This window comes from Sphingobium xenophagum, assembly GCF_002288285.1.
In the GTDB taxonomy this organism is placed as follows: Bacteria; Pseudomonadota; Alphaproteobacteria; order Sphingomonadales; family Sphingomonadaceae; genus Sphingobium; species Sphingobium xenophagum.
In genome coordinates this window covers 478,004-496,417 of the sequence record NZ_CP022746.1, presented here as the reverse complement: position 1 = coordinate 496,417, position 18,414 = coordinate 478,004, and the positions used below count along the sequence as shown (strand labels likewise).

Below are 18,414 nucleotides of genomic sequence, written 5' to 3'. Positions count from 1 at the left end.
ATATGGCGCGCATTTTACCGATGGGGACGATCACCAAGGAAGAGTTCGACCGGCTTCGCCGGTCGCTTCCCGCCGTCACCAAGGAAGGGGTCATGGCGACCTACGGCATCAGCCAGCACAGTTGGTATAAATTGCGGGACGGCAAACCAGTCAAGCAGAAGGTCATCGAACGGATGCGCGCGCGCTTCGCGGCGATGGCCGACCGCCCAAATCCGGGCCGATCCGCCCCTCCCATCGATCAGGACACACGCAGTAGCCTGATCGGATAACTAAAAGGTCGTTTGCGTGACAAAGCTTACAATGGATATGAATATCGGCGGCGAGGCGGTCGTCCGGCGGCCGTGGTATACCAGCCTGTATGTGCAGGTATTGACCGCGATCGTTGCGGGTGTCCTTCTAGGGCACTTCGCGCCGACCACTGGTGAGGCGCTGAAGCCGATTGGCGACGGTTTCATCAAGCTGGTGAAGATGATCATCGCCCCGGTCATATTCCTCACGATCGTGACCGGCATCGCCGGCATGCGCGACCTTGCTTCGGTCGCGCGGGTCGCAGGTAAAGCATTCGCCTATTTCCTGTTCTTTTCGACACTGGCGCTGATTGTCGGGCTTATAGTCGCCAATGTCGTGCAACCCGGCGCGGGGCTCAATATCGACCCTGCTTCGCTCGACGCGTCCAAGGTAGCAGGCTATGCGGCTAAAGCGCACGAAACGACATTGGTCGGCTTTCTCCTTGCCAGCATTCCCGACACTTTTCTGTCGGCGCTGACTGCTGGCAACATCATCCAGACGCTGTTCGTTGCGATCCTGTTTGGCGTCGGCCTGGCCCTGATCGGCGATCGCGGCACCCGCATTCTGGGCGCGCTCGAAGATCTTTCGCTGGCGGTTTTCAAGGTCGTGTCGATCGTAATGAAGGCGGCGCCGATCGGTGCGTTCGGGGCAATGGCGTTCACCATTGGCAAATATGGGGTGGGCACGCTCGCCAACCTCGCCGCGCTCGTCGGCACCTTCTACCTGACCTCGCTGCTGTTCGTGATCGTCGTCCTGGGCGCGGTCTCATGGCTCGCGGGCTTCTCGATCTTCCGTCTGATCGCCTATCTGAAGGCAGAATTGCTGCTGGTGCTCGGCACATCCTCGTCGGAAAGCGCGTTGCCCAGCCTCATCGAGAAAATGGAACGCGCGGGCTGTCCGAAATCGATCGTGGGGCTGGTGGTCCCGACCGGCTATTCCTTCAACCTTGATGGCACCAATATCTACATGACGCTGGCCGCGCTGTTCATCGCGCAGGCGACCAACGTTCACCTGTCCCTTGGCGAGCAACTGCTGCTGCTCGGGGTCGCGATGCTGTCGTCGAAGGGCGCAGCCGGTGTCACAGGCGCAGGCTTTATCACCCTGGCCGCCACACTCTCGATCGTTCCGTCAGTGCCGGTAGCCGGCATGGCCCTGATCCTTGGCGTAGACCGCTTCATGAGCGAATGCCGCAGCCTGACCAACTTCATCGGCAATGCGGTGGCCACCGTCGTCGTCTCATGGTGGGAAGGTCGTCTGGACCGCGACCGCTTCAACGCAGCGATGGCGGGCCAGCCCCTTCCATCCGACGCTGTTGCCGCCGAATAGACCGCAACAATGCCTTTAAAGGACGTACAGATCGTCAGCGGCCTTGTCGCGGCGCTGGCTGGCGCGACTTCTTCAGTCGCGCAGGCCGAACCGGCCGATCCGGTCATCACAAGCTATCCCAGCGCAGCGGCAGGGGATGGTGCAACCATCAATGGCTATAACCTGTCGCGCTGGGCCGAAGACTGGAGCACATATCGCGACCCGGCCAAGCGCACCGATCCTCTCGACAGCCTTAAATATCTCCCGCTCGACGATGATGGCGACATCTATCTGACGATGAGCGGGGAGGCCCGGCTGCGCATGAACATGACCAGCAACCCGCAACTGATCGAAGGCCCGGAACAGCGGCAGGACATTATACGCCTGGTGGGTGGCGCGGACCTCCATGTCGGCGATCATTTGCGCTTCTATGGCGAAATTGCCCATGGCCAGTTGTCGGGCAAGAATGTCGGCACGCCGTCCGGATCGTTGCGCAACAAATTCGTGCGCCAGCAATATTTCGCCGAAGCCAAGGGGCGTGTCGGCGATGTGGACCTTGGGGTCCGCTATGGAAGACAGGAATTTACGGACGGGCCGAACCTGTTGATTTCACAGCGCGACAATAACACGATCCGCTTCGTGCTGAACGGTACCCGTGCATGGGCCCGGACGTCGAAGATGCGGGCGACCCTGTTCGATTTCGAAACGACCGACCTTGGCAATGGCGGACTGGGCGACGATGTGCCGGACAAAAACCGGCGATTTAGCGGCGTGTCCGCGGGGTTCGTGCTGCCCGGTCAATGGCTGGGTGGATCGAACCTCTATTTCGATCCGTTCTTCTGGCGGCGACGCAACTACGTAGGCACCTGGGGAGGCGTCGTATCGCCCGCCGTGCGCTATTATGCCGGTGCACGATTGTGGGGCAATGTCGGGAAGGTGGCGCTGGATTGGACGCTGGTTCACCAATATGGCCGTTTCGGCAATCGCCCTATCCGCGCCTGGCAGGCCTTCGCCGCGCAGTCGGTCCGGCTGGGGACGGACAAGAGCGCGCCCCGCATCGGGTTCCATGCCGATTATGGCAGCGGCGGGGGCGGCTTTGGCAATGGCACGCTGCGCAACGCCTATGCGCCATTCGGCAATAATATCTATTTCAGCTATGGCCTGTTTCTGACCGCCACCAATTTGATTGCCGTCGCGCCCAATATCTCCTTCCAGCCGATCAAGGGGGTGCAGGCCCGACTGGAATATCAGTTCAGTTGGCGCGACAATGTGCGCGATGCCGTCTATCGCGCCAACTACTCGCCCTATATCGGCACCGAACGGGTGCCGGGCAAGGCCGTGAGCCGCATCGCCCGTGCGCAGATCATCTATGCAATCTCACGCCGGCTAACCCTGACCATGCGGGCGGAGTATCTACAGGCGCAGGACGTTCTGAGTGCGGCCAATTACAAGAATTCCGCCTTCCTGGCGACCTGGCTGAGCTTTCGATTCTAGCGCACATCCAAGCTATGCGAACTAAAGGCCCAACCTCCCGCAGCATTGGCGTAAAGGTTCATCCCCAACGGGACCAGCGCGGCACTGCGCTGGCCTGGACGAAAGAGGATAGTCAAGCGGCGGAATGCATCGGGCGTTTCGTCGTTTTTCCTACGATGACGACTGCTGTTGCGCTGGCGATTGTGAGGAAGGCTATGGGAAGCAGCGCCAGCACATAACTGCCGGTTGCCTCATGGATCAGGCCATAGACGTTCACCATCAAACCGCCGCCGATCAGGTTGGATGTCGCATTGATCGCAGCGATCCCGGCGGCGGCAGTGCTGGCGGAAAGCCAAGTCGACGCCATGCTCCAGAACGGTCCCTTGAAACAATAGGCTCCGACCAGAACGAAGGTCAGCAGCAACACCGTCGGGGCAAGGCCCGCCACGGCAAATGTACCGATCGTCCCGACCGCGATCAGAAGCAGCGGCAACGCCGTGTGCCAACGCCGTTCGCCGGTCTTGTCCGAATGACGGCCCCAAAAAACCATCGCCAACGCCGCGACGCCGTAAGGCACCGAATTGACCAGCCCCGTCTCAAGGTCGGTAAGGCCGAAGGATTTGAGCAATTGCGGCTGCCATACGCCCAGCACGCTGCCCGCTGCCGAAGCGCCGGAACAGGCGATGACCATCGCCCAGAAGGCAGGCGTACGGATCAGGCGCCAAGCCGATCCGCTGACCAGTGGCTTGTCGTTCCCCTTTGTGACCAAAGCGTCCGTGAGCCATGCGCGTTCTTCGGCGTCCAGCCAGTTCGCCTTTTCGGGCCGGTCCGTCAGCAGCTTGAGGCAGGCAAAGCCCAGAAGGACGGTGGGAATGCCTTCGCAAATGAATAGCCATTGCCATCCGCGCAGCCCGGCTAGGCCGTCCATCGCCAGCAGCAAGCCGGACAGTGGCGATCCAACGAAGCTGGAAACAGGGATGGCGATGGCGAACATCGCCAATGTGCGCCCGCGATAGGCCGGGGGCATCCAGTAGGTGAGATACAGGATGACGCCGGGGAAAAAGCCCGCTTCGGCCGCGCCCAGAAGAAAACGCATGACGTAAAAACTGTGCGCGTCCCAGACGAACGCCATGCAGGTGGACACCATCCCCCATGTCACCATGATCCGCGCGATCCAGTAGCGGGCGCCGACCTTCTGCAGCATCAGGTTGCTGGGCACTTCCATCAGGAAATAGGCGACGAAGAAGAGGCTTGCGCCAAAGCCGAACACCTTGCTGCTCAGGCCAAGGTCAGCATTCATTTGCAGCGATGCCATGCCGACGTTCGCACGGTCGATGAAGGCCATCAGGTAACAGAGCATGAGAAATGGCAGGAGCCGCCACGTCACCTTCCGCATGGTTCGCATCTCAAGCGCGTTGGGACTCATCATCGTCTCTCCTGCGGCCATCGCGATCCTGTGGCCTGCTTGTTAACCCATTAGGGCGATTTCAGACGCGCGCCATGGCGGCGTTGACATGATTGCGCGGGTCCAGCCGCCCGCTATCCAGATAGTCCGCAATTTGCTCGACGCAGCTTATGCCGACACGGATGCGGGCTTGCAGCGTATTGGCGCCCACATGCGGGCTGCCTACGACATTGTCGAATGCCCAAAGCGGATGATCCGCGCCGACCGGTTCGCTGGCGAACGTATCCAGGCCCGCGCCACCGATCGCACCAGCGCGCAGCGCCTCCACCAACGCGTCCTCGTCGATCAGTTCACCCCTCGCCGTGTTGATAAGAATGGCGCCATCCTTCATCTGCCCCAGAGCGGTCGCGCCAATCAATCCGCGATTGTCCGTGGTCAGGGGGCAATGCAGGCTGATGATGTCGCTGACCTGCAACAGCGTCTCCACGCTGTCGACGGCAATGGCACCCGCCGGCAAAGCGTCGCTGGGCAAATAGGGGTCGTACACCCGCACGGTCATGCCAAATGGTGCAAGCAGGGCAAGAAAGGCGCGGCCAATAGCACCAAGTCCGACAAGGCCGATCGCCTTGCCAGTGAGTTCCGTCCCGGCATAGGTCGACTTGTCCCAATGTCCGGCGCGAAGGCGGCGATCGAGATACGCCGTCGATCGGGCCACACTGAGCAGCAGCGCCAGCGCCTGTTCTGCGACCGACTGCGCATTTGCGCCGCCAGCGATGACGACGGGAACGCCCCGCGCAGCGGCTTCATCCAGATCGATGCCGTCCACCCCGACGCCATGCTTGGCGATGATCCGCAAGCCAGGCAGGCCCTGCAGGGCTTCGGCCGGGACTTTGCCCATCCGGATAATCAGCGCCTTTGCATCGCAGGCTATGACATGCGCGATCAGTTCGTCGACCGAAGGATAAGGATCACAGGACGCCAGCATGAGCCCCCGCGCCTTGGCGACAGACATCGCCGCCGGTGAAATCTTGCCGCCGACAATCAGGGCGGTGGGGCTTGCCATTGTGACCTAAATCCTCGTCCCGGTGCACGATAATGCGTCGACTTTACTGTAGTCGACCTATTTTGCAACGGCGTTTCAAAACAATGTTGCGATAATATATGAGATTTTTTCGGGCGCTGGTCGCCCTGCTACTTCGCGGTCTCGACAACCTGCTTGGGGGGCTGACCGCTCAGGATCGGATTCAGGCTCCCCGGCGCGGCCTTGAACACCGCTTCGTCGATGTCTGCGCTGAGGCAGGCACGCCACTCAGCGTCATAGCGCACCACGCCCTCGCGACCGACGACATAGGGGTTGGGATCGCCAGCCTTGCGTTTCTGCAGCGCTGCGACCCTCACCAGACCGTCATCGCCCACAGTATGGTTCGACAGCACGACATCGGCCTGCATCAGGTCGGTATAGTCAGCGAAATGATTGAGAGAGCGGCGAAATTCCAGCAGCGACGCCACGTCGCGCGGCGAACCCTGGCCGCCGAACAACGACGCCATGTGCGGTACGCCCTTGTCCTTGACCGGGAATAGCAACGATACCGTGCCCGGCGTATGACCGGGGGTCAAAAGCACCGTCAGCGTCTGGTCGCCCAGCGTAATCGTCTGGCCATCGGTCAGGTAGAAGTCGTCCGCAGCCTTCACCGGCAACGTCCCCCACTTCACCTCGGCGGTCCAGTCCGCCTCGCTCATCGCCAGTTTCGCGCCGGACAATGCCTTCAGATAGGCCGCCCCGCCAAAATGATCGAGATGATTGTGGGTGATGAGGATGATGCGGATGCGCTTGGGGTCCAGGCCCAGCGTCTGCATGTTCTTGACGATGACGTTCTTGGCGTCCTCCTCGGTCGTCAGCGCATCGAGCAGGATGATCCCATCCTTGGTATCGATCGCCCAGATATTATTTTCTCCCGTCCCTATCGAATAGACGTTGTCGAACACCGCAATGGGCTTTGGCATCGCCGCCCTGACGGGCTTGCGCGTTCGCACTGCCTGGCACCGATAGTAGAGCGTGACAGGCCAGAGCTTGCCGCCTGCCTCTGCGGCCATGTCTGCATAGGCGCGCGCGCCGGGCGCGGTATATCCGCCCATCTTGCGCATCTCTTCCACATTGTGGATTTCCGGCCGTCCGCCATTGGGGTTGACGGAGAAGGACGATGCAGTGGTCTGCGCGACGGCGGGTGTCAGGGCCGTCGAAAGCGCGAGAAAGGCGGTAAGGGTTTGCCGGAAACGCATGGGGCTTCTCCTTTGCGGAAAGGGCTATCGGACCTGATGGCCCTCAATCTGTGCGATATGCCGGACGCGATCCGTCACGCGTTCGGCCAGCGACCGGCGCACCGGACGCCCGGCAATCAGCTTTCGCCATGTATTGTAGCTGATGCCGAACCGGTCATTGAGCGCCTCGTCGGTCTTTGCGGTCGCCAGCCTTTTCATCTGCTCGACAACCAAAGGGTCGATGAAGGTCTGGCCGCCCGGAATTTGCCGATGGTCGAGGATGTCACTCATTACGCCCACCGATCAGAACGTCGCGATCGGGTTGACCGGCACACCGGTCCCGGTCTTGACCCGGATCGGCGCGGCGGTGAACAAAAAGCTGTAGCGCTTGAGCCGCGCTGCCTCTTTCGACAGAGGCCCCAGATCGGCATTGTCGATCAACGGCATGCCCAACGCCACCAGCGCGAAATTATGCACCGGCAGATAATCGTCGGGATTGTCGATCTTCGTCGTTTCAGGAAATGGCACGACGCTAAGCGCGGATTCGCTGCCCAGCAGGGCGATGTCCCGCTTCTTGAGCCATGGTATCACGGACGCATCGAGCCCAGCTGCCGACTTTGCGATGTCCCATGGCCCCTTGTCGGCTTCCCGTTCCCAGCGGCCGGTGCGAATGAATACAGCGTCCCCAGGCTCGATCCGTACGCCGGAGAATTTCTCCCACGCTTCCAGATCCTCGGCATAAATGGGGGTTCCCGGCTCCAGATAGGGCACGCCTTTGAGAAGCGGCATGTCCACCAGCACGCCGCGCGTAAAAACGCCATCGGCGACCGCCGCGATGCTGCCGCGCGTCAGGCCCTTGTCCATCAGCAGATGCTCGCTGGCGGCAAAGCCGTTGTACATCTTTCCGTCGAACAGATGGTGGCCCAGCGCGTCGAAATGCGTGAGATTATATCCGTGGGCAGCGATGTTGAGCTGGTCGGTCGACCCGCTGGGCCGCTTTGGCGGGCCGGACAGCATCTTCTGCTGCACGGGCGCCCGTGTTGGCGGAGCGTCACCGTCGGGCGGCAGAAGGACGGGCACGATCTCCCGCTCCATCGACACGGCGATGCCCTGCTTCACCAGCGCCGCGGCCTTCTTGCGGACCGCGGGGGTGATGAGGTTGAGCGTACCCTTCTCGTCATCCGGGCCCCATCGGCCCCAGTTGCTCTGGCTTTTCTTCCATTGATCCATGGTTGCCTGCGTGACGCTGTGATCGGCTGCGATCGCAACAGTCGCCGCACCCATCATCAACAGTGCCAGGATAGTCTTCGAGAGAGGCGTCATGATCCGTCCTTTTCAGAAACTGGCGCGCACGCCAAAGCGGAACATCCGCCCGGTAGTGTCATAGAGGAAGGGGTTGGTCACAATCACCAGATTGCCCGCCAGTGGCGCGATCCGGGGGTCGGTATCCAGGATGTTTCGGACATTCAGGTAAATCTGGCCGTTGCGACCAAGCTGCGGCAGTTTGTAGCTGATCTGTCCGTCCAGAAAGGCCTGTGCGGCGACGTCGCGGAAGCCAAGCTGGGCGGGAGAGCGGGACTTGTCATAGGTTCCGCTGCCGACATAGCGGCCGATCAGCGTCAGGTTCAGGCCATCCAGCGTATAATCCAGTTGCCCCTGCGCCCGCCAGTGCGGCTGGCTGTCGACGATCGAACCCGCAACATCGCGCGTGACCAGACCCGGTGCCGACGTGGTAAAATGGTTCACCCGGTTGGCGACCGCGCGCAGGTTGAGTTGGCCCTTCCACCAGTCAAACATGCTCGCCATCGGCACGGCGTAGGAAGCTTCGATGTCGATACCGCTGGTCAAAAGCTGCGAATAGTTGATGGGGGACGAACGGAACCCGGTCAGGTTGCCATTCGCATCGCGGCTGCTGAGGGCGCAGAAATCGGCCGATCCCTCAAAACACTGGTCGAGCGCCACCTGATCGGTAACGGTCGCGATCGCGCCGTCGATCTTGATCCGATAATAGTCGACGGACAATTGCAGTCCCGGCGCCCAGGACGGGCTATAAACGCCGCCATAGGTCAGCGTGTTGGCGATTTCCGGCCTCAGATTGGGATTGCCCGTCGTCAGGCTCGAAATATTCGACGCGATCACATTGTTGCGAAAAGGGTCGCGAACGGTCGAAACACTCTGCCGTCCTTTCGAAAATAGCTCGTTGAGGTTGGGCGCGCGGATGTCCCGCGACCGGGTGATGCGCAACCGCAGATCCTCGATCGGCTTGTAAGTCAGGCCGCCCTTCCACGTCGTCACTGACCCGCTGGTGCTGTAATGCGTCCGGCGCACGGCAGCATTGGCTTCCACCAAGCGCAGCATCGGCATGTCATTGGCCAGAGGCACGACCGTTTCTGCGTAAAATTCGCGGATGCTGTAGGCGCCGGACCAGGGCTGCTGGTTACCGATCTTATAGCCGTTCAGCAGCGACAGCGCGTCCGATTCCACACGCGCCGTCTCGCGCCGATATTCGGCGCCAACCGCCAGAGAGACCGGCCCGGCCCAGGTCGAAAAGGGTTCGCCCGACAGGTTGAGGGCCGCGGCCTGCTGCGTCGTGCGGATATAGGCGGGGCTGTCGCCATTCACATAGGCCAGCGATGCCGAGGACGGGCTGCCGACGCCGAAGGGATTGAATGGCACACAACCATTACCGGGACTTGTCAGCGTCGAACGGCACACAATGCTGCCGTCAGGCGCCCGTACTGCGTCTGTCGCCAGATTGAAGTTGGTGATCTTGTTGGTGGTCTTGACGATGTTGGTGTTGCGGTTCTGGCCCCACTGATAATAGCCGTCGAGCTTCCAGTCGCCGATCCGCCCTTCAAAGCCGCCAACGAGCCGGGTGGTCCTGTTGCGGTTGTCGGTATGGGTTTTGCCATCTTCCAGATCCCAGCGGGTCATGGTGAGGCTGGTGACGCCCGATGCGATCATCTGGTTGCGAATGCTGTCGGGCAGATAGGCATTGTCCTGACGGATCGTGATGAATGCAGTCTGCGCGGCATTGCTGTTATGGACATTGGGGCCATTGATATAGTCCGACCGCACTTCGCCATAGCTGCCTTCCCCGAACAGCGACCATTCAGGCGTGATGTCGAAACTGGCTCGGGCGAAAATGGCCTTGCGGGTCAGCGGGCGGTTGATCTGCTGGATAATAGCATTGTCGACGCCCGATCCGCCGACCTGGGTGCCTGCCGTGGTCAGGGTGCCGAAATCAAAGGCCTGCGGCACGCCGCCGGGGCCAAAGCTGATGCCCCGGAAGCTGGCGTTCGCGGCGGCCGTTCCCCCATTGCCATTCAGGATAAGCCCGCCATAGCTGGTGACGAGGCGGACGTTGGGCGAGAGAATCTGCGTGGGATTGGCTTCCGTTCCATTGCCGGTCGGATTTGTGATGACCTGATAGCCGCTGCGCGCCCAGTCGCGTGCGTCGCCACGAATGCCCTTATTCTCGAAATATTCGCCGCTGACGACCAGATGGCCTCGACCACCGGCAAACGCCGTTCCGCCTGTCAGCGTCGCGACAAATTCATGATTGTCGTCATGCGATGTCAGGCCATATTGCGCGCTGGCCTTGATGCCTTCGTATCGGCTGTCCAGCACGAAGTTGACCACGCCTGCGACCGCGTCCGATCCATAAGCAGCGGACGCGCCGCCGGTCACGACATCGACCCGTTGAATAAGGGCGGACGGTATGAGGTTGGCGTCCACGCTGCCGGTGATGTTCGTGGATACAAAGCGCCGTCCATCGACCAGCGTCAGCGTGCGGGTGGCGCCCAGCCCTCGCAAGTTCAGGAAGCTCTGGCCGCCCCCTGCGCTGCCTGAGTTGCGCTGCGTGCCGGACGTATTGGTGAGCGCAGGCAGCGTACGAAGCGCCTCGGACACGGTCGAAGGCGAGGATTTCGCAAGCTCGGCGCTGCTGAGCGCCGTTACAGGGGTAGGAGAGGTAAAGCCCGGACGCGCGACGCGCGATCCGGTAACAACGATGTCCGCTGCGCTAGGCCCGGCATCCGCTGCACCGGCTTCTGGTGCGCGAGGCAGCTGCATCGAGCTGTCGTCGTCTTGAGCAGGCGCGACTGCCGACTGGGCCGACGCAGGTGCGGAGCACATGAACATGATGGCTCCGACAGCGGTCGTGGCTGCCAGTGCGCGGCGAACAGGGGTCATATTGTATCTCCTCTCCAAACGCTCGAATTCGAGTCGGTCACGATCTCTAGGCATTTTCACTGAAACGCAACGACGTTTCAAAATATGATTGCAATCACTTTCCTGGCGATTATGAGGGCGGCAATGGCAAACGCTATCGGGAGGAGAGGTTCATGAAATCGGCAGTCATTGCGTCCAAATTTGGAAAATCCTTATTGCTCGGCTCGGTCGCCGCATTCGTGGCGGTACCCGTCGCCTACGGCCAGGCGGCGCCGGACGCCGCTGCTGTAGCCTCATCCGAACAGGACGCGATTGACGCAGGCGACACCGCGCCCGACGCTGGAACGAGCGACATCGTCGTTACCGGCTCGCGCATCGGCCGCACCGGCTTCACCACCCCCACGCCGGTAACGGTTCTCAACGCGGACCAGTTGAACAAGGCTGCGCCGTCGACCATCGCCGATTCGCTTCGGACGCTTCCCGCGCTGACCGCAACCAGCGGCCCGCAGCGCGCGACCGGCACACAAGGCGGCGGACAGAGCTTCCTCAACCTGCGCAACCTGGGCGCGGTGCGCACGCTGACTTTGCTCGATGGCCGCCGCTTTGTCGCTGCCAGCCAATATGGCACGGTCGACGTCAACCTGCTGCCTGCCGGCCTTGTTCAGCGCGTCGATGTCGTGACCGGGGGCGCTTCGGCGGCCTATGGCTCGGACGCTGTTGCCGGCGTCGTCAACTTCGTCCTCGATACCAAGTTCGAGGGGCTGAAGGGCGAAGTTTCCACCGGCATCGCCGATGAAGGGGATAATCAGGAACTGCGTGGCTCGCTGACGGGCGGCATTGCGCTCGCCGACAGCCGGCTGCGCCTGCTCGGAAGCGCCGAATATTATCGGAACAAGGGCATTTTGGAAGGCGAACGGGCCTGGGCCCGGCGCGGGTCCAACCTCATCAACGGCCCGGCAGGCGGTCCTGCCCTGATCGCAGCGGAAGATGTGCGCGCGATTGGCAGCAATGGCGGCATGATCAGCACTGGCAACGGCGGAAGCGCGGCCCAGAATGCGCTGTTCCGCGGCATACAATTTGGTCCTGGCGGAACGGTGTTGCCCTATAATTATGGCTCATACACCACCGCGACACAGCAGATCGGCGGCGACGGCTTCAACACCGAATTCCTTCAGGAAATCAATCGTCCGCTGGAACGGGCCGCCTTTTTCGGTCGCGCCGAATATGAACTGACCGATCGGTGGTCGGTATTTGGTGAAGCGTCCTATGGCTGGACCTATACTCGCTATTCAACCTCGGCCAATCGCCATCTCGCGACCAACCCGATAACGATTCGGCGCGATAACGCCTTCCTGCCTACGCCGCTTCGCACGCTGCTGGACGCCAATCCGCAGGTCACCTCACTGACGATGCTGCGCTGGTCGATCGAGGGCGGGCTGGCGGACGTGTCCGTGGATACCAAGACCGATCGCTACGTCACGGGCTTCGCTGGCGAGCTTGGTGGGCTGAAGGTCAATGGCTATTATCAGCATGGCCGCACCCGCCAGCAGACTGACGTCATCAACAACGAAATCACGCCCAACTTCACCCGCGCGGTGGATGCGGTCGTCAATCCGGCCAATGGCGCGATTGTCTGCCGATCGACGCTGACTGACCCCACTAATGGCTGCGCCCCGTTCAATCCGTTTGGCGTCGGTTCGCCTTCCGCCGCGGCGCTGGCCTATACGCGCGGTCTCAGCCGCACCGACTCGGTTTTCAAGGAAGATGTCGCGGCCATCAATATTTCGGGCACTTTGTTCGAAGGTTGGGCTGGCCCGATCTCCTTCGCCACCGGCGGCGAATATCGCAAGGAACAGGCGCAGTTGGCCGTCGATCCGCTCTCGCAGGCCGGCGCGTTCCTGTTCGCCAATCCCCAGCCTTGGTCCGGCAGCTATAATGTGAAGGAAGGCTATCTCGAAACCGTCATACCGCTGCTCAAGGATCTGCCCTTCGCCCGCGAACTCGAATTCAACGGTGCGGTTCGCTATACCGATTATTCGACCAGCGGCGGCGTCACCACCTGGAAGGCGGGCCTCAGCTGGACGCCGGTCAGCTCACTGCGCCTGCGTGCCACCCGCTCCCGCGACATCCGCGCACCCAATCTGTCCGAACTCTTCACCAGCGGGCGGACCCAGTCGGCGACGGTGGTGGACCCGTTCAAGAACAATGTCCGTACATCGGGCATTTTCATCACCACGACCGGCAACGCCAACCTGCAACCGGAAAGGGCGGACACGCTGACGTTGGGGGCGGTGTTCCAGCCGAGCTTCGTTCCTGGCCTCAGCATTTCGGCGGATTATTACGACATCAAGATCAACGATGCGATCGGTTCGCTGTCGGCGCAGCAGGGCGTTGACCAGTGCTTTGCCGGCAACCAATTGGCCTGTGGCTTCATCACCCGCGACGCAGCCGGAAACATCTCGGCCCTGACGGCCTATCCGATCAACCTCTCCACGCTCGTCACCAACGGCGTCGATGTCGAATTGAGCTATCGCGTGCCTTTCGCGGATATGTCCAACTCACTGTCGCTGCGCAGCATCATTTCCTATGTCGGCAAACTTGCGACGACGACACCGGGGTCGCCTTCCATCGACCGGGCGGGCGAAGTGGGTATCAATTCCAATCCGCACTGGCGCGTCAACGCCCAGGCCGATTTCACGCACGGCAATTTCAACTGGTTCAACCAGCTGCGCTTCATCGGTGGCGGGCGTTACGACAATACCAAGGGTCCGCAGGCAGTCAGCCTGCAGCACATCAAGCCGCAAGCCTATTGGGACATGCGCTTTGCTTATCGGTTCGAAGATCTGGGTAAGGGCGCGGAGATGTATTTCAACGTCCAGAACGTCCTTGATCAGGAGCCGCCCTATGCGCCGGGAGAAGGATCGATCGCGGTGGCGACCAACACCCAGCTCTATGACACATTTGGCCGCGTCTATCGCGTTGGCTTCCGTTTCAAATTCTGATCGCGACTGGAGATTTTATGAGCATCGGTTTCCGAGTATTGCCCGTCGAGCGTCGCGTGCCCGCCGATCTGGTCAAGCGTGCCGCACAATTGCCGGTCGCGAATGTGAGCGACGCCATGAACCGTATGTTCGCTGGCGGCGCGGCGCTTCGCCCCATGCACGGCGGCGGCGTTCTGGCTGGACCTGCCGTCACCGTGAAGGCACGACCCGGCGACAATCTCATGCTGCACCGCGCGCTCGATATTGCCGAACCGGGCGATGTGGTGGTGGTCGACGGCGGGGGTGACCTGACCAACGCGCTGATCGGTGAGCTTATGGTCGCCCATGCGGAAAGCCGCGGCCTTGCCGGCATCGTGATCTTCGGCGCCATTCGCGACGCCGCGGCGATCCGGGCGGGCAGCTTTCCGGTCTTTGCCGCTGGCATCACGCACCGTGGGCCTTACAAGGACGGCCCCGGCGAAGTGAATGTGCCGATCGCCATTGACGGCATGGTGATCCAGCCGGGCGACCTGATCCTTGGCGACGATGACGGCCTTATTGCCGTCACCATCGACGAAGCGGAGGCTGTGTGCGCCAAAGCAGCGGCAAAGCATGCTGCCGAAACCGAGCAGATGGCCAAGATCCGCCGGGGCGAAAATCCGCGCGCCTGGGTTGAAGAAACGCTCAAGCGTTTGGGTTGCGAAGGGATTTGATAGCCTGATCCCTGCCCGTCCGCTAAAGCAGTCGAAGTTTCAGAGGGATTGCGATGGCGACGGACTTCAAGGATCGACCGGCACTGGAAGGCGTAGCCGCCCTTGAAAGAGGGCTGCTGCTGCTGACAAGCTTCAAACAGGGCGACGGCGTTCTTGGTCTTGCCGAGCTTGCCGAGCGCACTGGCCTGGTCAAAAGCACCATCATGCGCCTGGCCGTCTCACTGGAACGCTACAATCTCCTGATCAGGATGCCCGACGGCCAGTATCAGTTGGGCAGCGAGGTGGCTCGGCTCAACTCGATCTTCAGGGAAGGCAACGATCTTGAAAAGCATGTCCAGCCGATTCTCGCCAAACTCGCCTTTGAAACCGAGGAAACAGCGACATTCTATGTGCGTCAGGGAGATGTGCGGCTTTGCCTGTTTCGGGTAAATTCTCCAAGCAATCTGCGGCTCGACGTCCAGCCAGGCACACAGCGGCCGCTCGATGGATCGGCATCCGCGCAGTTGCTGCTTTTGTTCGAGAACTGGCCGGAGGTTAAACCCGCACTACCGCCCCTGCCCATCTATACCTCTGGCGTCACGACGCCGCATGTTGCCTCGCTTTCGGTGCCGGTGATCGGCCATGGCGACCGGCTCGTGGGCGCGCTCAGTATCGCAGGGCCCGAAGTACGCCTGTCTGGGTCGCAAAAAAGACTGGCACTGCCTTTGCTACACGCTGGCCTCAACCTGTGCCGTTCCCTTGGGGGCAATGCCGAGGCAATCTATCGGGTGCCAATCGCGCTGGCGACATAGTCCAGAAGATCGGGCCGCTGTCATTCCATTGATCGGACTGATCACGTTAAGCTGGGCAGCCGCGCCACGATGGTCGGGGCGTGAGGGCCATCTTGCTGACTCCATTGATTCACGGCTTGGGCGGAACTGCCCGAATGCCGTCGATGGCTGAACGCACAGCCGCCCACACTATATAAAGAAACCTTTATATAACTCTTGACAATTATGCCTGAATGGCGTCAAACGAGCCTGTCAAGGTTCCCCGCCTCAGGCATGATGGCGGGGCTAAGACGGGAAGCCGGTGGTGCCTTTTCGAGGCAGAGTCCGGCGCTGCCCCCGCAACTGTAAGCGGCGAGCGGCGGTTCCATTTCGCGTCACTGGGTTTTTGCAAGAAACCCGGGAAGGCCGGAACCACCGCGATGACCCGTAAGCCAGGAGACCTGCCTTCGGCGCCATAACTTTCCTCGGACGGGGGTTCCTCCGATGGATCGCGCTTGAAGCGTTGCCCGTGCCGCAAAGCACTTTCCGGGTAATTCATGCCTTGCGCGTTCTTCTTTGGCCCTTCCGCCCGGCAAATGCAGGTGATCGGTCAATGCTTCCAATCCTGTTCCGCCTCATTCGCTACCGACGAATGCGTCCGCGCGCCGTGCCATCAGGCTGACCCCTGACGGAAGCGGCGCGCCGCCAATTTCCCATCATTCAGCCCGCTAAAGACGGACGGCGCTCGCGCCGGACCGAAGGAGCCTTTGCATGCCCGTGACTTGCGCCAATCCTGCCCTTTCCCGCCACGACCACAGCACGCCGACCATCGCCACCGACAAGCAGCCATCAGGGCATCGGATCATGACGGGCGAGGAGCTTACCTTTTCCATCACGCGCCTTCGCTTTGACGACGATTATCGCCCGTCGGATACCACGCGCATCACGACCAACTTCGCCAATCTGGCCAGAGGGGAGAACCGGCAGGAGAATCTGCGTGGCGTGCTGAGGATGATCGATAACCGTTTCAACGATCTAGCCGATTGGGACAATCCCGATGGGGATCGCTATGGCATGGAACTGGATATCATTTCCGTCGCGATGAGCCTTGCCGCTGCCAACGGCCTCACGGCGTTTCCCATCATCGAAATCCTGAACACCAGCATCATCGATCGCAAGACGGACAAGCGCATCGCCGGCATCGTTGGAAACAACTTCTCCTCCTACCTGCGCGACTATGATTTCAGCGTGCTGCTGGCGGCGCACAACCGGGACCGCGTCGGTTTCGACACGCCGGACGGCTTTGGTGATCTGCACGGCTGTCTGTTCCGCCATTTCGTGCAGTCCGATACGTACAAGGCCAATTTTTCCAAGCCTCCCGTCATCTGCCTGAGCGTATCCAGCAGCAAGACCTACCATCGCACGGAAAACCGTCACCCCATTCTGGGCTTCGAATACCGGCAAAGTGAATTCTCGCCGACCGACGAATATTTCGCCAAGATGGGTCTTAAGGTCCGCTTTTTCATGCCACGGGGCAGCCGCTCGCCCATGGCCTTCTATTTCTCCGGGGATCTGCTCGGCGACTACAGCAATCTGGAACTGATCGGCACCATCAGCACGATGGAATCCTTTCAGAAGATCTACCGGCCCGAAATCTACAACGCCAATCGCACAGCGGGAACGCGCTTCCGGCCCAGCCTGACGCATCAGGACTTTTCGTCCACGCGCATTGACTACGACCGCGAGGAACGAAGCCGCCTGGGCATCGAACAGGGCCGGTTCGCAGAAGAGAATTTCATCAAGCCTTACGGCCAACTTCTCTCGCAATGGTCCGCCACGCAAGCACCCAAGAACATGATTTGACCCAATAGAAGAAAAGGCCCTCCATCATGAATAGAATATTGCCCTCATCGACCGCCGGCAGTCTGCCCAAGCCATCATGGCTTGCGGAGCCGGAGAAACTTTGGTCGCCCTGGAAGTTGGAGGGTGATGAATTGGCCGTCGCCAAGCACGATGCCCTGCGCCTCGCCCTGGACGACCAGCGGCAGGCGGGGATCGACATCGTTGGCGATGGCGAACAGACCCGCCAGCATTTCGTCACGACCTTCATCGAGCATCTGAGCGGCGTCGATTTTGAAAAGCGTGAGACCGTCAGGATTCGCAATCGCTACGATGCCAGCGTGCCCACGGTCGTGGGCGCGGTCGCACGACCAAAACCCGTTTTCGTCGACGATGCGACATATCTGCGCGCCCAAACCAGCCAGCCGATCAAGTGGACCCTGCCAGGCCCGATGACGATGATCGATACACTGTACGATGCCCATTACCGCAGCCGCGAGAAGCTGGCCTGGGAGTTCGCGACGATCCTCAATCAGGAGGCAAAGGCGTTGGAAGCTGCAGGTGTCGATGTGATCCAGTTCGACGAACCGGCCTTTAACGTGTTCTTCGAAGAGGCGAACGACTGGGGAATCGCTACTCTGGAACGCGCGATCGAAGGGCTGACATGCGAAACGGCGGTCCACATCTGCTACGGCTACGGCATCAAGGCGAATACGGACTGGAAAAAGACGCTGGGATCGGAATGGCGGCAGTATGAGGAGACCTTCCCCAACCTGCAAAAGTCCAAGATCGACATCATCTCGCTGGAATGCCACCGCTCCCGCGTTCCGCTGGACCTGATCGAACTGATCCGGGGCAAGAAGGTGATGGTCGGCGCCATCGACGTGGCGAGCGACGCCATCGAGACCCCGGAGGAGGTGGCCGATACGCTGCGCAAGGCTCTCCAGTTCGTCGATGCCGACAAGCTCTATCCGTCGACCAATTGCGGAATGGCACCGCTGTCCCGGCAGGTGGCGCGCGGCAAGCTGAACGCCCTGGGCGCGGGTGCCGACATCGTCCGCCGGGAACTTGAGGGCTAATGCTCCGCTAGTCGACCGCACGCGCTTTACCATGGTGGTGCGGACCAGACGGGTCATGCGATGACCGCATTCGCAAAATTCGCTGATTTGCAAAAATCCGTCCGCACCCCTTCGCCTTTTCAGCCATTTTCGAAAAGCCGCGCACCGCCG

Annotated in this window: 14 protein-coding genes and 1 riboswitch; of the genes, 8 read left to right on the top strand and 6 right to left on the bottom strand. The window is 61.0% G+C overall.

What is annotated here, in order from left to right; all coding sequences use genetic code 11:
- Positions 1–2: 2 nt before the first annotated feature.
- From CJD35_RS17135 to CJD35_RS17125, 3 genes are read left to right on the top strand one after another with little or no spacing between them, the layout of a single operon-like run.
- The gene (locus CJD35_RS17135; RefSeq protein WP_174703665.1) at positions 3–269 is read left to right on the top strand and encodes a hypothetical protein; all 267 of its coding nucleotides are present in this window, start codon (positions 3–5) and stop codon (positions 267–269) included.
- Positions 270–300: 31 nt separating this feature from the next.
- Positions 301–1,614 (top strand): dicarboxylate/amino acid:cation symporter, encoded by a 1,314-nt coding sequence (locus CJD35_RS17130; RefSeq protein WP_017182478.1) that lies wholly within the window; start codon positions 301–303, stop codon positions 1,612–1,614.
- A 9-nt stretch (positions 1,615–1,623) separates the two neighbouring features.
- Entirely contained in the window at positions 1,624–3,087 is a 1,464-nt protein-coding gene (locus CJD35_RS17125; RefSeq protein WP_017182477.1) for an alginate export family protein, read from the top strand.
- A gap of 112 nt (positions 3,088–3,199) precedes the next feature.
- Here CJD35_RS17125 and CJD35_RS17120 read toward each other — a convergent pair whose 3' ends face one another.
- The 6 genes from CJD35_RS17120 to CJD35_RS17095 form a co-directional block, all read right to left on the bottom strand.
- Positions 3,200–4,495: an MFS transporter gene (locus CJD35_RS17120; RefSeq protein ID WP_244917268.1), complete on the bottom strand. Its 1,296-nt coding sequence runs from the start codon at positions 4,493–4,495 to the stop codon at positions 3,200–3,202.
- Between the two features lie 58 nt (positions 4,496–4,553).
- Positions 4,554–5,534, bottom strand: coding sequence for a hydroxyacid dehydrogenase (locus CJD35_RS17115; RefSeq protein ID WP_017182475.1), 981 nt, complete (start codon positions 5,532–5,534; stop codon positions 4,554–4,556).
- A 128-nt stretch (positions 5,535–5,662) separates the two neighbouring features.
- The gene (locus CJD35_RS17110; RefSeq protein WP_017182474.1) at positions 5,663–6,751 is read right to left on the bottom strand and encodes an MBL fold metallo-hydrolase; all 1,089 of its coding nucleotides are present in this window, start codon (positions 6,749–6,751) and stop codon (positions 5,663–5,665) included.
- Positions 6,752–6,775: 24 nt separating this feature from the next.
- Positions 6,776–7,021 carry a hypothetical protein gene (locus tag CJD35_RS17105; protein ID WP_017182473.1) on the bottom strand — a complete coding sequence of 82 codons (246 nt, stop codon included), beginning with the start codon at positions 7,019–7,021 and terminating at the stop codon, positions 6,776–6,778.
- 12 nt (positions 7,022–7,033) lie between these two features.
- A complete protein-coding gene (locus tag CJD35_RS17100; RefSeq protein WP_026002273.1) occupies positions 7,034–8,053 on the bottom strand; it encodes a cyclase family protein in 1,020 nt (339 codons plus the stop codon).
- Between the two features lie 12 nt (positions 8,054–8,065).
- Complete coding sequence (locus CJD35_RS17095; RefSeq protein WP_241763620.1) at positions 8,066–10,924, bottom strand: TonB-dependent receptor domain-containing protein; 2,859 nt, start codon at positions 10,922–10,924, stop codon at positions 8,066–8,068.
- A 152-nt stretch (positions 10,925–11,076) separates the two neighbouring features.
- Here CJD35_RS17095 and CJD35_RS17090 point away from each other — a divergent pair, with 152 nt between their 5' ends.
- The 5 genes from CJD35_RS17090 (at position 11,077) to CJD35_RS17070 (ending at position 18,264) form a co-directional block, all read left to right on the top strand.
- Positions 11,077–13,905: a TonB-dependent receptor domain-containing protein gene (locus CJD35_RS17090; RefSeq protein ID WP_095687284.1), complete on the top strand. Its 2,829-nt coding sequence runs from the start codon at positions 11,077–11,079 to the stop codon at positions 13,903–13,905.
- Between the two features lie 17 nt (positions 13,906–13,922).
- Complete coding sequence (locus CJD35_RS17085) at positions 13,923–14,597, top strand: RraA family protein (RefSeq protein WP_017182469.1); 675 nt, start codon at positions 13,923–13,925, stop codon at positions 14,595–14,597.
- Positions 14,598–14,650: 53 nt separating this feature from the next.
- Positions 14,651–15,388 carry an IclR family transcriptional regulator gene (locus CJD35_RS17080; RefSeq protein WP_017182468.1) on the top strand — a complete coding sequence of 246 codons (738 nt, stop codon included), beginning with the start codon at positions 14,651–14,653 and terminating at the stop codon, positions 15,386–15,388.
- A 217-nt stretch (positions 15,389–15,605) separates the two neighbouring features.
- Positions 15,606–15,829, top strand: a riboswitch (cobalamin riboswitch).
- A gap of 288 nt (positions 15,830–16,117) precedes the next feature.
- Positions 16,118–17,209: a DUF1852 domain-containing protein gene (locus CJD35_RS17075; protein WP_017182467.1), complete on the top strand. Its 1,092-nt coding sequence runs from the start codon at positions 16,118–16,120 to the stop codon at positions 17,207–17,209.
- Between the two features lie 26 nt (positions 17,210–17,235).
- A complete protein-coding gene (locus CJD35_RS17070; RefSeq protein WP_026002271.1) occupies positions 17,236–18,264 on the top strand; it encodes a methionine synthase in 1,029 nt (342 codons plus the stop codon).
- Positions 18,265–18,414: the final 150 nt, after the last annotated feature.